This window comes from Bradyrhizobium sp. LVM 105 (assembly GCF_003957705.1).
GTDB lineage: Bacteria > Pseudomonadota > Alphaproteobacteria > Rhizobiales > Xanthobacteraceae > Bradyrhizobium > Bradyrhizobium frederickii.
Genome location: NZ_QZMV01000002.1, coordinates 323,185 through 338,503 on the forward strand (window position 1 = coordinate 323,185; position 15,319 = coordinate 338,503).

At 65.4% G+C, this 15,319-nt stretch carries 11 protein-coding genes; 7 read left to right on the forward strand and 4 right to left on the reverse strand.

From position 1 onward, the window contains the following. The first annotated feature begins 63 nt into the window (after positions 1-63). The 4 genes from D6B98_RS06845 (at position 64) to D6B98_RS06860 (ending at position 7,763) form a co-directional block, all read left to right on the forward strand. Positions 64-486: a putative quinol monooxygenase gene (locus D6B98_RS06845; protein ID WP_245481278.1), complete on the forward strand. Its 423-nt coding sequence runs from the start codon at positions 64-66 to the stop codon at positions 484-486. Between the two features lie 142 nt (positions 487-628). After that, positions 629-3,559: an ATP-binding protein gene (locus tag D6B98_RS06850; protein WP_126256745.1), complete on the forward strand. Its 2,931-nt coding sequence runs from the start codon at positions 629-631 to the stop codon at positions 3,557-3,559. A 52-nt stretch (positions 3,560-3,611) separates the two neighbouring features. Then, positions 3,612-5,300, forward strand: a complete 1,689-nt coding sequence (locus D6B98_RS06855; protein WP_283810152.1) for a thiamine pyrophosphate-requiring protein — start codon at positions 3,612-3,614, stop codon at positions 5,298-5,300. Positions 5,301-5,804: 504 nt separating this feature from the next. After that, on the forward strand, positions 5,805-7,763 hold the full coding sequence (locus tag D6B98_RS06860) for a GAF domain-containing sensor histidine kinase (RefSeq protein ID WP_164718446.1): 1,959 nt from the start codon (positions 5,805-5,807) through the stop codon (positions 7,761-7,763). Positions 7,764-7,766: 3 nt separating this feature from the next. Here the strand turns inward: D6B98_RS06860 and D6B98_RS06865 are convergent, their stop codons facing one another. Together D6B98_RS06865 and D6B98_RS06870 are read right to left on the reverse strand one after the other, a co-directional pair. Then, positions 7,767-9,350, reverse strand: a complete 1,584-nt coding sequence (locus D6B98_RS06865) for an MDR family MFS transporter (RefSeq protein WP_126256173.1) — start codon at positions 9,348-9,350, stop codon at positions 7,767-7,769. 299 nt (positions 9,351-9,649) lie between these two features. After that, on the reverse strand, positions 9,650-10,165 hold the full coding sequence (locus tag D6B98_RS06870) for a YcgN family cysteine cluster protein (protein WP_126256174.1): 516 nt from the start codon (positions 10,163-10,165) through the stop codon (positions 9,650-9,652). A 292-nt stretch (positions 10,166-10,457) separates the two neighbouring features. On the opposite strand from D6B98_RS06870, the gene D6B98_RS06875 reads away from it, so the two are divergent. The 3 genes from D6B98_RS06875 to D6B98_RS06885 are packed head-to-tail and all read left to right on the forward strand — an operon-like array spanning position 10,458 to position 13,906. Then, the gene (locus tag D6B98_RS06875) at positions 10,458-12,737 is read left to right on the forward strand and encodes a transglycosylase domain-containing protein (RefSeq protein ID WP_126256175.1); all 2,280 of its coding nucleotides are present in this window, start codon (positions 10,458-10,460) and stop codon (positions 12,735-12,737) included. Positions 12,738-12,746: 9 nt separating this feature from the next. Then, positions 12,747-13,325: a DUF1214 domain-containing protein gene (locus tag D6B98_RS06880; RefSeq protein WP_126256176.1), complete on the forward strand. Its 579-nt coding sequence runs from the start codon at positions 12,747-12,749 to the stop codon at positions 13,323-13,325. Further along, positions 13,322-13,906, forward strand: coding sequence for a DUF1254 domain-containing protein (locus D6B98_RS06885; RefSeq protein WP_126256177.1), 585 nt, complete (start codon positions 13,322-13,324; stop codon positions 13,904-13,906). Before D6B98_RS06880 ends, D6B98_RS06885 begins: the two co-directional genes overlap by 4 nt. Positions 13,907-14,349: 443 nt before the next feature. Here the strand turns inward: D6B98_RS06885 and D6B98_RS06890 are convergent, their stop codons facing one another. Together D6B98_RS06890 and D6B98_RS06895 are read right to left on the reverse strand one after the other, a co-directional pair. Continuing rightward, positions 14,350-14,472, reverse strand: a complete 123-nt coding sequence (locus D6B98_RS06890) for an SDR family oxidoreductase (protein WP_245481282.1) — start codon at positions 14,470-14,472, stop codon at positions 14,350-14,352. A 187-nt stretch (positions 14,473-14,659) separates the two neighbouring features. Then, entirely contained in the window at positions 14,660-15,289 is a 630-nt protein-coding gene (locus D6B98_RS06895) for a hypothetical protein (RefSeq protein WP_126256178.1), read from the reverse strand. Between the last annotated feature and the right edge of the window lie 30 nt (positions 15,290-15,319).

Sequence of the window (15,319 nt, forward strand, 5' to 3'; positions counted from 1 at the left end):
GGCGACCGGCTTCCGCTGGTCGCCCGCCGAGGCGCCCATGATCTCAATGTGAAGGACTGCATCATGCAAAAGCTCGTCTGCAATTCGCTTGGCGCCCTGCTCTTCGCTGCCTCGATGGCCACGACGGCGGCATCGGTCGTCGCCCAGGAAGCCCCGCGCGTGCGCTATCAGGAGATTCCGGAAGGCGCCTATTCGGTGGTCGCCCAGGTGCGCGCCAAGGCCGGGAAGGAAGACGCGTTGCGTGCGGCCACGCTTCCGCTGATCGACCTGGTTCGCGGCGATCCCAAGAACCTGGTCTATTTTCTCCAGGAAGACCGCGCCAAACCGGGTCATTTCATCTTCTACGAGGTGTTCGCCAGCCAAGCCGATTTCGACGCACATAATGCCATGCCTTATGTGCAGGCGTGGTTCGCCAAGCTTCCGGAACTTGCCGATGGCGGCGTCGAAGTCATGCGCATGGCGGTTCTTGGCGTGCCCAAGAAATAGCCGGCCCGCGCGAGCGGTTTTGTCGCAGTCATTCTGCCGGCAAATTCCGGCGGCAATCGTGCGAATTCAGAACCGCTCACTTCAACAGCTTTGCAGCGCATGATAATTGCAGGCGATCTTTTCGATCGAATGGCAATGGTCAATGCGGGCTGCCACGGAGACACGACAACGGGGCACACGCCGACGGGAACTCACATACTGCTTCGGCCCATTTCGACTGGTTCCCCGCCGCCAGTTGCTCCTTCTCGAGGGGCGCCCCGTCAAGCTGGGCGGACGCGCATTCGAGCTCCTGCAGGTGCTGGTGCAGCGCTGCGGCGATCTGGTCAGCAAGAATGACCTGATGGCGGCGGCCTGGCCGGGTACCTTCCTCCACGACAGCAATCTCAAGGTCAACATGTGGAGCCTGCGGCGCTCGCTGGGGGATACCCAGATCGAGCCCGTCTACATCGCGACCGTGGCGCGCCGCGGTTACAAGTTCATCGCGGACGTGCAAATCGGCATCGGCGACGTCGAGGACGATCTGGCGCTTGCCGATCCGCTTTCCCTGTCCAATCCGCCATTGTTGCGCGGCATCGTTGGTCGCGAAGCGGACATCGTCGAAATCGCGGATCTGTTGGCCGACAACAGGCACGTGACCTTGGCTGGCACGGGAGGGATCGGCAAGACGACGGTTGCGGTGGCCGTCGCCCAGGCGTTTGCACCACGGTGCCGCGACGGCGTCTGCTTCGTCGACCTCGCCACGATCTCCGATCCGACGCTGTTCGGCGCGGCGCTGCTGACGGCGCTGGGCGTCAGAGGCAATACGGACAACGATCTGGCTGCGGCTCTCGATTATTTGAGGCCGCGGCAGATGCTGCTCATCCTGGACAATTGCGAGCATGTGCTGCCCGCCGCCACGATCTTTGCCGGCAAGTTCATGACGGATACATCGCCGTCCAGGCTGCTTGCGACGAGCCGCGAGCCGCTCGGCACCGCCACCGAGCATATCGTGCGGCTTGGTTCGCTGGCCTCACCGAAATCCGGCCTCGCCCTGACCGTCGATCAGGCCGTCAGGTTTCCAGCGGTGCAGCTGTTCGTCCGTCGCGCCGCCGAATGGTCGGACTACCAGTTCGCCGGTGACGATTGCGGGGACGTCGCCTCGATCTGTCACGCTCTCGACGGCCTTCCGCTGGCGATCGAACTGGCGGCGGCCCAGATCGGCAAGTTCACCCCTCGCGAATTGGTGGCGCTGCTCGATCGGAAATTGGGTTTTCGCGCCCCCGACACCGAGGGCGCGCCGCCGCGACATGAAACCCTGATGGCGACAATCGACTGGAGCTTCCGTCTGCTGCCGCAGAACGAAGCGAGACTATTCTGCCTGCTTTCGGTGTTCAGTGAAGCCTTTGACGCCGAGGATGCGGTTTTCGTCGCGGAGGCGGCGGGGATCGCCCCGGTCGACGTCGTCACCGGCCTCGGCAGTCTCGTCGCCAAATCGCTGTTGAGTGCGCAGGCACGCGGCGCAAGCCTGCGCTATCGGCTGCTCGACAGCACGCGGCGGTATGCCGCCGAGCGGCGCCTGGCCGATCCGGCCTGCGGCCAGGCACTGCGCCGCCATGCAGAATGCGTCCTCGCGCTGTTCGAGCAGTCCGAGGTGGAGTGGAACTGGCGCGAGCCGGCCGATTGGACCCAGCGCTACCTCGGTCGCATTGCCGATCTGAGAGCTGCGCTTTCTTGGGCATTCGGAGACGCAGGCGATGCCCACCTGGGAATCAGGCTCACGGTCGCGGCGATCACCTTGTGGTCGGAAACCTCCATCCTGTCGGAAGCGCAGGCACGGTTGAACGATGCGCTCGCTTTGGCCAAGACGGTCGCGTGCGATGATCTGTCGAAGGCAAAGCTCGCCTGCGCCCTTGGATGGAGCCTGTTCTACGCCCGCAACATGTCGAATGAGAACGAGGTTGCCTGGCTCGATGCGATCGCCTTTGCACGGCGGGCCGGCAACATCGAGTATCAGCAACGTGCGCTGGTGGGCTTTGCCTTTTACCTGTTGCAGATCGGCCAGCTCCCGCGCGCCATAACCTATCTCGAGGAGGCCACCGCGCTGGCCGACCGGGAACGTGACCTGACGGCAACGTCCGAAGCCGACCGGGCACTGGCCTGGGCCCGCGCGTTTGCCGGCCAATTGAGCAAGAGCCGCCCTGTTCTGGATCGTCTTGCGGCAACCTATTCCCTGGCAGAGGGCCGTTCGCGCAAGAACGCGAACGAGGTCTACCGGTTCATCACCGTCCGCTTCAACCTGCCCTTCGTGGCCTGGATGCAAGGACAGGCCGACTACGCGGCGAGGCTGGCCCAAGACGCCGTCGATGCCGCGGACCGCAGTGGTCATTGGGTGTCGCAATCGAACGCACTTGGGCTCGCCGCCCTTCCTGTGGCGTTCGAAACCGGCAATCTGGACGCGCTCGAGAGCTACACGATGCGGCTGCGTCGCAACCTGGAACGCGAGCGCATCTCGCGCTGGGTTCCGGTCGAGCGCTATTTCTCCGCCTGCCTTCGCGACTTGCGTGGCGATCCGCGCGCTGTGGAGTATATTCGAGCCGCGATCGAAGAGTTGATCGAATCTCGCTTCCTGATGCGGATCGGCAGCTATCTCGCGGTCCTCGCCCGCGCCTATTTGCGGCAAGGGCGGATCGCGGAGGCGCGCGAGGCCATCACGCGGGCGATCGGCCATCAGGAACGTCAGGGTGAACGCTGGTGCCGGTCAGAACTTCAGCGGGTCGACGCAGCGGTCCTTCTCCATTCCGGCGAGCCGCTACGCGCTGAAAAACGGCTGCAACAGGCACTCGCCGAAGCACGCGCCATCGGAGCGGCGACATTCGAATTGCGCATCGCCACCGATCTCGCCGCACACTGGATCGAGACCGGCCGCAGGGTCAAGGCTGTCCGATTGCTGGCCCCGATCTATGAAGGCTTCGCCGAGGGCTTCGAGACGCCGGATCTGGTTGCGGCCTCTCGCCTGCTGGAGCGCGTGCCGCCGAGGGCGAGCGGCTGCGGCCATCATCGCCAGCCGAACCCAGTGCACGCCCGCGATGCATAGCTGGCCTACCGCCGCACCTGCCGCGCGCGCTTTACGCCTCGCGTAATTCCTGATCCTCTCTTCCCAACCAGCCGGATCAACCGGCCTCGCCAGGGAGAGAGACGCCATGAAGCTCGGGACCGCGATCGCGGAAATCATGCGGCGCGAGGGGATCGAGATCCTCTGCGGCTATCCGGTCAACCATCTGATCGAGCACGCGGCGAAAGCCGAGATCCGCCCCGTGATGGTGCGGCAGGAGCGCGTCGGCATCCACATGGCGGATGCGATCTCGCGGGTCACGTCGGGGCGCAGCATCGGCGCGTTCTGCATGCAGCACGGGCCGGGTGCGGAGAATGCGATGGGCGGCGTCGCGCAATGCTTCGGCGAATCCGTGCCGGTGCTGGTGCTGCCGATGGGCTATCAGCGCAGGCTTGCGCATATCGAGCCGAGCTTCAATTCCAGCGAGGCGATGAAGCCGTTTTCGAAATCGTCCGAGCCGATCATCCTGGCGGCTGAGGTCGCCAATATCTTTCGCCGCGCCTTCACCAGGCTGAAGAACGGCCGCGGCGGGCCTGTGATCGTCGAGATCCCCTCGGACATGTGGAACGAGGAGGTGCCGGAGCCGCTCGACTACACGCCGGTGCTGCGCACCCGCTACGGCGCCGATCCCGTTCATGTCAAGGAAGCCGCCAGCCTGCTCGTCAACGCGAAGCGGCCGGTGATCTATGCCGGCCAGGGCGTGCATTACGCGCAGGCCTGGCCGCAGCTGAAGCGGCTCGCCGAACGGCTGGCGACCCCCGTCACCACCAGCTTGGGCGGCAAATCCTCGTTCCCGGAGACGCATCCGCTCTCGCTCGGCAGCGGCGGCCTTGCGGTGCCGCGCGCGGTGCCGAAATTCCTCGGCGAAGCCGACGTCATCTTCGGCATCGGCTGCTCGTTCACGGAAACGAATTTCGGCATCGCGATGCCGAAGGGCAAGACCATTATCCATTCCACGCTCGATCCCAACCACCTCAACAAGGATGTGGAGGCTAAAATCGGCCTGGTCGGCGATGCGGGCCTGGTGCTCGACGCACTGCTGGAGGAGATCGGCAAGACCGTCACGTCGGATCGCGACGCCTCGGCCGTCGCGGCCGAGATCGCGGCCTCGCACCAGGAGTGGCTGGCGAAATGGATGCCGAAGCTCACCAGCAACGACGCCCCCTTGAGCCCCTATCGCGTGCTGTGGGATTTGCAGCATACCGTCGACGTCGACAACACCATCATCACGCACGATGCCGGCAGCCCGCGCGACCAGCTTTCGCCGTTCTGGAAATCGACAAAGCCCCTCACCTATCTCGGCTGGGGCAAGACGACGCAACTTGGCTACGGCCTTGGGCTGGCGATGGGCGCCAAGCTTGCCAAGCCCGACAAGCTCTGCATCAACGTCTGGGGCGATGCCGCCATTGGTTTCACCGGCATGGATTTCGAGACCGCGGTGCGCGAGCGCATCCCGATCATGTCGATCCTGCTCAACAATTTCTCGATGGCGATCGAGTTGAAGGTGATGCCGGTCTCGACCGAAAAATATCGCTCGACCGACATTTCCGGCGATTACGCCGCGATGGCGCGCGCCTTCGGCGGCTACGGCGAGCGGGTGACGCGGCCGGAGGACATCGTCCCCGCGATCAGGCGCGGCATCCAGAAGACGCAGGATGGCGTCCCGGTGCTGCTCGAGTTCATCACCAGCAAGGAGACGGACGTGTCGCGGCCGGGCACGTGAGGCGGGCGCCGACGATGGAGTCCAACTGCTTGCGCCGCGGTCCACCTCTCCCCAGCGGGCAGGGCAATCGCATATGGAGCCGATCTCGCCTGTGGCCATCCTTCGAGACGCCCGCCGTTGGCGGGCCCTCAGGATGAGGATGCGGGTGCGTGGCACGAGTTTCAACAGGCACCAATGCTGCTTAGCCTCATCCTGAGGAGCTTGCGTAGCAAGCGTCTCGAAGGACGAGGCGTGCGCTCAGGTCCCCGCAAAGCGCCATATGCGATAGCCCTGCCCAGCGGGGAGAGGTCGGATTGCGCCTGGCGATGCGGAGCACCGTCCAGTGCAATCCGGGTGAGGGGCCGCAACGCATCGTGAGACAGTAACCCCTCACCCGGACCGCATCTTCGATGCGATCCGACTTCTCCCTTCGGGAGAGGTGAACCCCGGCGCTGGCTCCCGCCGCGAAAGATGTGATAATCCGGCCGGGTGCCGCGCGCGTCGCGGCATCAGGCCGGATCAGGAATGACCAACTCTCCGAACAATATCGCCGATGAACTCGCAGCCGAGAATGCGCGGCTGCGCAGCGAGCTGGCGATTGCGCGGGATCGTCAGAGCGCCAGCGCCGAGATCCTGCGCACCATCGCGGCCTCGCCCTCGGATGCCCGTCCGGTGTTCGAGGCGATTGCCTCGAGCTCCAAGCGCTTGCTGGGCGGCTTCTCCGCCACCGTGCTGCAGTTCATCGGCGACGAGTTGCACCTCGTTGCCTACACGCCGACCAGCCCGGAGGCGGACGAAGGGCTGAAGGCCTCCTTCCCGCGCAAGATCACGGAGTTTCCGACCTTCGCGCTGGTGCGCGGCGGCGAGACGATCCAGTTTCCCGACAGCGAGGCCGACGACGTCCCTGAGCTGAACCGGGACCTTGCACGGCTGCGCGGCTTCCGCAGCGTGCTGTTCATGCCGCTGATGAACCGGGGCACGCCGGTCGGCATGATCAGCGTCACGCGCACTGTAACAGGCGCGTTCGCGCCCGACCTCGTGCAGCTGCTCCAGACCTTTGCCGACCAGGCCGTGATCGCGATCGAGAATGCGCGCCTGTTCAACGAGACGAAAGCGGCGCTGGAGCGCCAGACTGCGACGGCCGACATCCTGAAGGTAATGGCCGCCTCGCCGTCCGACGTGCAGCCGGTGTTCGACGCTATCGCCGCCAACGCCAACCGGCTGATCGGCGGCTTCTCCACGGCGGTGCTGCGCTATGCCGACGGCGCCGCGCACCTTGCCGCGTTCACACCGACCGATCCGGCCGGCGATCGCGTGCTGCAGGCCTCGTTTCCGGTGCCGTTCGCCCAGTTTCCGCCTTACGGGCTCGTAGCCAATGGCGCGGCGGCGCAATTACCCGACACCGAGCTCGAGCCGGCCGCGCGCGACATCGCGCGCGCCCGCGGCTATCGCAGCATGCTGTTCGCGCCCTTGATGAGCGAGGGCGAGGCCATCGGCATCATCATCGCGACGCGCCGTGCGACCGGTGCCTTCGCCGAGCATCACGTGCGCCTGCTGCAGACCTTCGCCGATCAGGCCGTGATCGCGATCAAGAATGTCAGCCTGTTCAACGAAGTCGCGAGCCGCACCGGGGAGCTCGCCAAGTCGCTCGACGATCTGCGCGCGGCGCAGGACCGGCTGGTCCAGACCGAGAAGCTGGCTTCGCTCGGCCAGCTCACCGCCGGCATCGCGCACGAGATCAAGAACCCGCTCAACTTCGTCAACAATTTTGCCTCGGTCTCCGCCGAATTGACCGACGAGCTGAACGAGGTGCTGGCACCGGTCAGCCTCGCAGCCGACATTCGCGCCGAGGTCGACGAGCTGACGGGGCTTCTCAAGGACAATCTCGGCAAGGTCGTGCAGCACGGACGGCGCGCCGATTCCATCGTCAAGAACATGCTGCTGCATTCGCGCGAAGGCGGCGGCGAGCATCGGATCAGCGACATCAACGCGGTGGTGGAAGAGAGCCTCACCCTCGCCTATCACGGCGCCCGCGCCGAGCAGCCGCAATTCGACGTGACGCTCGAACGCGACCTCGATCCGGCGGCCGGCTCGGCCGATGTGTTCCCGCAGGAGATCACGCGGGTGCTTCTGAACCTGATCGGAAACGGATTCCATGCGGTCGCCAAGCGCAAGGCGGAGAGCGAGGCGGCCGGTTACGAGCCGGTCGTGACCGCCGCGACCCGCGACCGCGGCGATCAGGTCGAGATCCGCATTCGCGACAACGGCACCGGCATCCCGGACGAGGTGAAGGAGAAGATGTTCAATCCGTTCTTCACCACCAAGCCGGCCGGTGAAGGCACCGGCCTCGGATTGTCGATGAGCCACGACATCGTGGTGAAGCAGCATGGCGGCACGATCGACGTCGCGACCAAGCCCGGCGAGTTCAGCGAATTCACGATTCTGCTGCCGCGGAAGAGCAGCTTGCCGGATGGTGCGGGCTGAGCCCTACTCCGCCATCTCGACGGGTTGCTGCGCCGACGGCCCGGCCAGCGGCCGCTCCTCCATCGCGATCAGGCACAGCGCCGCGGTGGTCATCAGCGCGGTGGCGGCGCCGAACACGTAGCGGAAGGCGTGCCGCATATCGTCGGCGGGGATCGCAACGCTGCCCGCGGCGTGATGCTCGCCGGCGAGCGGAACGTCGACGCCGAGCGCGATAAGCAGGATCGCCGCGAAGGCGGCCACCGTGAACGAGGACATCAGCGAGCGGAAGAAGTTCATCGCCCCGGTGATGGTGCCGACCTGCGGGCGCGCGACCGAGTTCTGCAGCGACACCACGCAGACCGGAAAGGTGGTGCCGAGCCCGAGTGCGAACGCCGCCATCAGCGTCAACAGGCCCCAGAGCGGCAAGGTGGTCAACGTGAGGCCGAGGCCGCACAGCGCGGCCCAGGAGGTGCCGACGATGGCGACGCGCTTGTAGTGTTTCGCACGGGCCATGGTGCGGCCGGCAACGGCCGCGCCGACGGTCGAGACCGCCGCAAGCGGGATCAGGGCAAGACCCGCCTCGCTTGCGCTCAAATGGTAGACCGACTCGTAATAGAGCGGCAGCTGCACCGTGAGGCCGGTGATCGCCCCGAGCCCGCAGCCGCCGGCGGTCAGCGCGAAAGGCGCCACCGATCCGGTCAACAGCTTCAGCGGCAGGAACGGCTCGTCGGCGCGGCGCGCGTGCCACACGAAGCTGACCGCGAGCGCGACGGCGCCGCCCACCAGCGCCAGCACGGTCGGCGACAGCCAGGCATAGCGCGTGCCGCCCCAGGTCAGCACCAGCATGAAGACGACGGCCGAGGCCATCAGCAGCACGCCGCCGAGCCAGTCGACCTTGCGCTTGCGGTGGAACACGGGGATCTTCTTCATCTTCGGCAGCAGCATCACGATGGCCGCAGCCGCGAGCGGCAGGTTGATCCAGAAGATCATCGACCAGTGCAGATGCTCGGCGAACACGCCGCCGATGACGGGGCCCAAAATGCCGCCGACCATCCAGACGCTGGAGAAATAGGCCTGGTACTGGCCGCGCTCGCGCGGGCTCACCACGTCGGAGATCACGGTCTGCACCACCGGCATGATGCCGCCGCCGCCGAGCCCCTGAAGGCCGCGCGCCAGGATCAGCATCGGCATGTTCGGCGCGATCGCGCACAGCACCGAGCCCGCCACGAACAGGCTGAGCGAGATGATGATCATGGCGCGGCGGCCGTAGATGTCGCTGAGCGTGCCGAACACCGGCGCGACCGCGGTCGAGGCGAGCAGATAGGCGGTGATGACCCAGGAGAGATTGGAGACGTCCTGGAACTGGCGCCCGATGGTCGGCAGCGCGGTCGCAACGATGGTCTGATCGAGCGCCGCCAGGAACATCGTCAGCATCAGGCTGATGACGATGGTGCGGACCTCGTCCTGCGACAGCGGCGCCGGCGGCGTGATGGACGGGGCGTCGTCGACGCTGATGACCTCGCTCGGCAGCCGGGACAGCTCCTCGGCGATGTCGTCGGGCAAAGTCTGGAGGTCGGCAGAAGCGCCCTGCCGGTCGAACTTGTTCATTTCGCTCGGACGTCGTGTGGCGGCGCAACGCCGCGAAGGATTCGTTCTATGCAGCCCAATGTAGACAGCAAAGTCCTTCCCAGGCAGGCACCGCCGCGCATGGGTGCATCCCGCCCCCGGGCCATCCCGAACAATTGATCAGCCGAATGAACGACGTCGGACCTGTCTCCGTCGTCATGGCCGGGCTTGTCCCGGCCATCCACGATCTTTCGCGCGGTACGGAGAACGTGGATGCCCGGGACAAGCCCGGGCATGACGAGTTTTCGCTCGAAAGGACTGATCCTGCCCTGGAAGGCGGCTCAGTCCTTCGGAGGTCGCTTCAGGCGAGCCCGTCTCGGCAGCACGGCCGGCCATTGCACGATGTGGTCCTCGAGCTCCTGGTCCGGGATCTCCTCCTCGCTGCCTTCAACCCGGCCGCGCACGGAGACGCCGGCTTCATGCACGGTGTTGGGATCGCCTGACACCAGCGGATGCCACCAATAGAGGTCCCGCCCCTCGGCGACGAGCTTGTAGCCGCAGCTCGGCGGCAGCCAGTTCAGGGTGCGGACATTGGCCGGCGTCAGGCGGACGCAATCCGGAACCTTGTCGGACCGATTCGGATAGTCCTTGCAGGCGCAGCTCGCGCCATCGAGCAGCTTGCAGCCGACATGGGTGAAATAGATCTGCCCGGTGTCCTCGTCCTCGAGCTTGTTCAGGCAGCAGCGGCCGCAGCCGTCGCACAGGCTTTCCCATTCGCCCGCCGACATCTCTTCCAACGTCTTGGTTTTCCAGAAGAATCCTTCCTGGCCTGAAGGTCGTTTGGGAGCTGCGGTCATGCGCCTCAACAAAGGTTCGAAAAAGTGACGGCCACGCCTTCTAGGGCGTGCGGCCGCGATGGTGCAAGCAAGGCGCCTTTGAGGCCCGTAATGAACCGGGGTCAATTAGGCCTGTTGTTCAAAATCGCGAGCGTGACCATTGGTTTATGGGCCCCGCTCGGCTAGAAGGAACAGCAAGTCCCTCGGATGCTGGCCGGGCGCCTTGGGTTTGCCGCAACATTCCCCCAAGACGTCTCGACGCCGCCCCGGCCGGGTGCTTGAACGCTGTTGAAGCGAGCCTCAAAGGTTCCAGGTGCGCCAGATCATACCATCGCATTGGAAGCAGAGGATCCGGAATTTCTTCCTGGATCTCGATGCGCGCATCGACTCCTCGCTGTTCTCCTCGGCCAAGGGCATCCGCGAACTCTACGAGCGCTACTCGACCTTCATGGACCGGTTCTATGTCGGGCGCTGGAAGCGCTGGGTGTTCATCGAGCCGCTGTCGGAGGCGGCGACGCTGGGCCTCGGCGGCCTGGTCGTGATGCTCGCCCTCGCCATCCCCGCCTTCCGCGAGACCGCGGACGAGGACTGGCTGAAGAAGTCCGATCTGGCGGTGACCTTCCTCGACCGCTACGGCAACCCGATCGGCAGCCGCGGCATCAAGCACAACGACTCGATCCCGCTGGAAGACTTTCCCGACGTGCTGATCAAGGCGACGCTGGCGACCGAAGACCGCCGCTTCTACGAGCATTTCGGCATCGACATCGCCGGCACCGCGCGCGCCCTCGTCACCAACGCGCAGGCCGGCGGCGTCCGCCAGGGCGGCTCCTCGATCACCCAGCAGCTCGCCAAGAACCTGTTCCTGAGCAACGAGCGCACCATCGAGCGCAAGGTCAACGAGGCCTTCCTCGCGATCTGGCTGGAATGGCGTCTGACCAAGAACGAGATCCTCAAGCTGTATCTCGACCGCGCCTATATGGGCGGCGGCACCTTCGGCGTCGACGGCGCGGCGCATTTCTACTTCAACAAGTCGGCACGCGACGTGACCTTGGCGGAAGCCGCGATGCTCGCCGGCCTGTTCAAGGCCCCGACCAAGTACGCACCCCACATCAACCTGCCCGCCGCCCGCGCCCGCGCCAACGTCGTGCTCGACAATCTCGTCGATGCCGGCTTCATGACCGAGGGCCAGGTGTTCGGCGCCCGCCGCAATCCGGCTTTCGCGGTCGACCGCCGCGACGAGGCCTCGCCGAACTATTATCTGGACTACGCCTTCGACGAGATGCGCAAGCTGGTCGACACCTTCCCGAAGTCCTACAGCGAGCGCGTCTTCGTGGTGCGCCTCGCCATCGACACCAACGTGCAGAAGGCGGCGGAAGACGCGGTCGAGAACCAGCTGCGCCAGTTCGGCCGCGACTATCACGCGACCCAGGCTGCGACCGTCGTCGCCGATCTCGACGGCGGCATCCGCGCCATGGTCGGCGGCCGCGACTACGGCGCCAGCCAGTTCAACCGCGCCACCGACGCCTATCGCCAGCCCGGCTCCTCGTTCAAGCCCTACGTCTACACGACGGCGCTGCTGAACGGTTACACGCCGAACTCGATCGTGGTCGACGGCCCGGTCTGCATCGGCAATTGGTGCCCGCAGAATTATGGCCATTCCTATTCCGGCTCGGTGACGCTGACGCAGGCGATCACCCGCTCGATCAACGTCGTGCCGGTGAAGCTCTCGATCGCGATCGGCCAGAAGGAGCAGCCGAAGGCGCCGAACCCGGCCAAGATCGGCCGCGCCAAGATCGTCGAGGTCGCGCGCCGCTTCGGCCTCAAGGCGCCGCTGCCGGACACGCCGTCACTGCCGATTGGCTCGGACGAAGTCACCGTGCTCGAGCACGCCGTGGCCTACGCAACCTTCCCCAACCGCGGCAAGGCGGTGACGCCGCATGCGGTGCTCGAAGTGCGCACCGGCACCGGCGATCTCGTCTGGCGCTGGGACCGCGACGGACCGAAGCCGCGGCAGGCGATCCCCGCGTCCGTCGCCGCCGACATGGCCGGCATGATGAGCCACGTCGTCAGCGAAGGCACCGCACGCCGCGCCGCGCTCGACGGCATTCCGACCGCGGGCAAGACCGGCACGACCAATGCCTATCGCGACGCCTGGTTCGTCGGCTACACCGGCAATTTCACCTGCGCGGTCTGGTACGGCAACGACGATTACTCGCCGACCAACCGCATGACCGGCGGCTCGCTGCCGGCGCAGACCTGGCACGACATCATGCTCGCGGCGCATCAGGGCGTCGAGGTCCGGGAGATCCCCGGCATCGGCATGGGCCAGAAGCTGCCGCCGCAGCATGTCAGCAACGCGCAGGCCAATGCGGCGCCGAAGATCCTGGAGACCAAGCCCGGTCCGCCGCCGGTGCTGACCAAGCGCGGCGCCGACATCCTGGTGCGGGTCGAGAAGCTGCTGGATGACGCCGCCCGGACGGCCAAGAAATCGGCGGATGCCGACAGCAAACCATCCGCGGCGACGAGTGCGCTCGCCTTCCCGCAGAACTACGCGGAAGAGAATGCCAACGCCTCGGCTCCGCGCAAGAACTGATCGAAACCCGTGCGTCTGATCCTGATCACATTGACGGCTCTTCTGCTCGCGACGGTGGTCGGCGTCGGCGCGACCTGGATGACGACGACGCGCGGCACCGAGATCGGCGCGCTGACCATCGGCGCCTGGACCGCGCGGCCGCGCACCGGCACCGCCGACGTCGATCCCTATTCGCGCGCCACCATCGTGCGCAACGGCGAGCTGCCGATCGGCACCGGCGACGGCGTCGCCTTCACCGCCACCACCGACGACAAGAAGAAGGCGCTCGACGGCCGCTGCGACGTGATCGTCTCCGGCGTGACGCCGCCGGCGCGGTTCTGGACGCTGACGCTCTACGACCGCAAGGGCCATCTCGTCGCCAATTCGCTGCAGCGCTACGGCTTCACCAGCCAGGAGATCGTGCGGTCCTCCGACGGCTCGTTCGAGATCCGCATCGCCTCGCGCTCGCGCGCCGGCAACTGGCTGCCGACCGGCGGCATCGAGCGCTACGCCCTGATGCTGCGCCTCTACGACACGCCGGTCGGCGTCGCCACGCGCACCCAGCGCGATGCGCCGATGCCCAGCATCTCGACGGTGGGCTGCTCATGATCCGGCTGCTGTTCACCATCGTTGCCGGCATCGTTCTGGGCCTCGTGGTCCATCTCGTCAGCGTGCTGGCGCTGCCGCGGATCGCGACGCAGGACGCCTATTCGCGGCTGACGCCGATGACGAAGGTGAACGGCGTCAGCCAGCTTCCCCTCACCGATCCCAACACGTCGCCGATGCCGTTCATGGACCCGGCCTTTGCGCTGGCGATCTGCCGCTACGACCTCTCGGGCGGACCGATCAAGCTCACCGTGCCCGTCAGCCAGGCCTACACCTCGGTGTCGTTCTACACCCGTAACGAGATCGCCTATTACGCCATCAACGACCGCTCGGCGGGCCGCAAGGTGATCGAGCTCGATCTGATGACGGAGGCGCAGCACAACGAGCTGCCCGAGGACGAAGAGGTCACCGCGGCCGACCGCCTGATCATCGATTCCCCGACCACCACCGGCCTGATCGTGATGAAGGCGCTCGCCCCCGAGCCCGGCCTGATGCCGCAGGCGCAGGCAACCCTGCAGGCCGCGACCTGCGCGCCGCAGACCGAGCCGCCGGCCAAGGCCGAGGCGCCGCGCGGACGGCGTTGACGCGCGGCTGGCTCGGCACCTTCAAAACAAAAAGCGCGAAAACAACCCCATGCACAGTAGCGGGGGCATTGAAATCATTGGGCTTCTGCCGCGGACTCATAGAGCGCCCGGCGACCAATGTCGGCTCGATCCCGTCACCGATCCAGACGCCCGGTGGCTGAGGGTCGTGCAGCGACACATAGGCCGGTCCTGCCATTGGCACAGGAAGAACGTCAAGCCAAACGAGGCCGCTTGACCGGGAGTGGATGGACCAGTGGTGTCTGAAATCGCTTCATCTTTGAAGAGCCGTAAGCTTGCGCAATGAATTGTTTAGTGCCCATACGAATTTAGCGTACGGCATCTCCCTAACAATTTATTCAACTGGCGCACTCAAAGTCGCCTTGGGTCACAAGCCCCCGGATCGGCGGGCACGCGACAGGTCAGCAACAGGCCAGAAGACGACTTCAACGCATGACGAAGCCGCCGTCGACCGAGATGGACTGGCCGGTCACATAGCTCGCAGCGTCGCTGCATAGCCACAGCACCGCGTTCGCTTCCTCTGAGCGCCCGAAACACCCTATCGGCATCCTTTTTCCATGGCCTCGACTGCATCACCTTGCGGCTGAAGTCGGTGCTGCGGATTTTCGTGCGCCTCACATCATTTGACGAATTCCGGACTGCCCTGGTGAAGTCGCGCCGCCTTCGCCCCGTTTCTCGCGCATTGCTTACACTCTCAATATTTCGATCATGACGCCCGAAAAGAGGGGACCGCGGTCACCCTCTCGTAACGCCATCGGAAGGAGCCTTCTGAGCAAGCTTGTGCACGATGTCGAGGAATGCGGGCGACGTCATCGGCCGGTACGGCATCAACGCCGGGTTCGAGGGCGGCATCGTCAACAATAGGTCCGCATCGCCATCGCGATCTTGTAGCCAGAGCGCTACCACGTAGACCGCCGGCACGATGAGCAATACGGCCTCGAAGCGTCCTTTCTGAACCTCGGGGAGTTTCTCGGCGCGGCGAATCGCTTCCTCGGTCGCCGCCACGAACGGCCCTTCATTCAACTCACCTAATTCATACGTCCCCGTCGCGGTCATGACCATTGTGGCAGCAGCAATTGGCACGCGCTCCTCTCGTTCATCATTGTCGGCGACGATGCGCCGCTTCGTCTCATGAACAAGAAATCTCCAGTCACCCAGTATCGCGGCCATCCTGAGGCTGGCTGCGCGATGGATATTGCCAAGTGGCAGGTGGGCGACCTGATGCGGCATAGAAATTGAGACCGCACCGAGGTCTGCAACGGAAAGATTGGACCGCGGAAATCTCGATTTGCCCGCGCGGCTGGCCACTGCTCGTTTCACGGCTTCGACGGCGGCCGCCGGAGGATCGCTGGGATGAATTGGCATCTCGTTCTCTCCTTCCGTAGAGGCAATTTG

What these genes read in the sequence shown, in the direction of transcription:
- D6B98_RS06865 (WP_126256173.1), bottom strand. Translation starts at nt 9,350, where the DNA reads ATGAACAAGTTCGACCGGCAGGGCGCTTCTGCCGACCTCCAGACTTTG.
- D6B98_RS06850 (WP_126256745.1), top strand. Translation starts at nt 629, where the DNA reads ATGCGGGCTGCCACGGAGACACGACAACGGGGCACACGCCGACGGGAA.
- D6B98_RS06860 (WP_164718446.1), top strand. Translation starts at nt 5,805, where the DNA reads ATGACCAACTCTCCGAACAATATCGCCGATGAACTCGCAGCCGAGAAT.
- D6B98_RS06870 (WP_126256174.1), bottom strand. Translation starts at nt 10,165, where the DNA reads ATGACCGCAGCTCCCAAACGACCTTCAGGCCAGGAAGGATTCTTCTGG.
- D6B98_RS06890 (WP_245481282.1), bottom strand. Translation starts at nt 14,472, where the DNA reads ATGCCGATAGGGTGTTTCGGGCGCTCAGAGGAAGCGAACGCGGTGCTG.
- D6B98_RS06885 (WP_126256177.1), top strand. Translation starts at nt 13,322, where the DNA reads ATGATCCGGCTGCTGTTCACCATCGTTGCCGGCATCGTTCTGGGCCTC.
- D6B98_RS06845 (WP_245481278.1), top strand. Translation starts at nt 64, where the DNA reads ATGCAAAAGCTCGTCTGCAATTCGCTTGGCGCCCTGCTCTTCGCTGCC.
- D6B98_RS06895 (WP_126256178.1), bottom strand. Translation starts at nt 15,289, where the DNA reads ATGCCAATTCATCCCAGCGATCCTCCGGCGGCCGCCGTCGAAGCCGTG.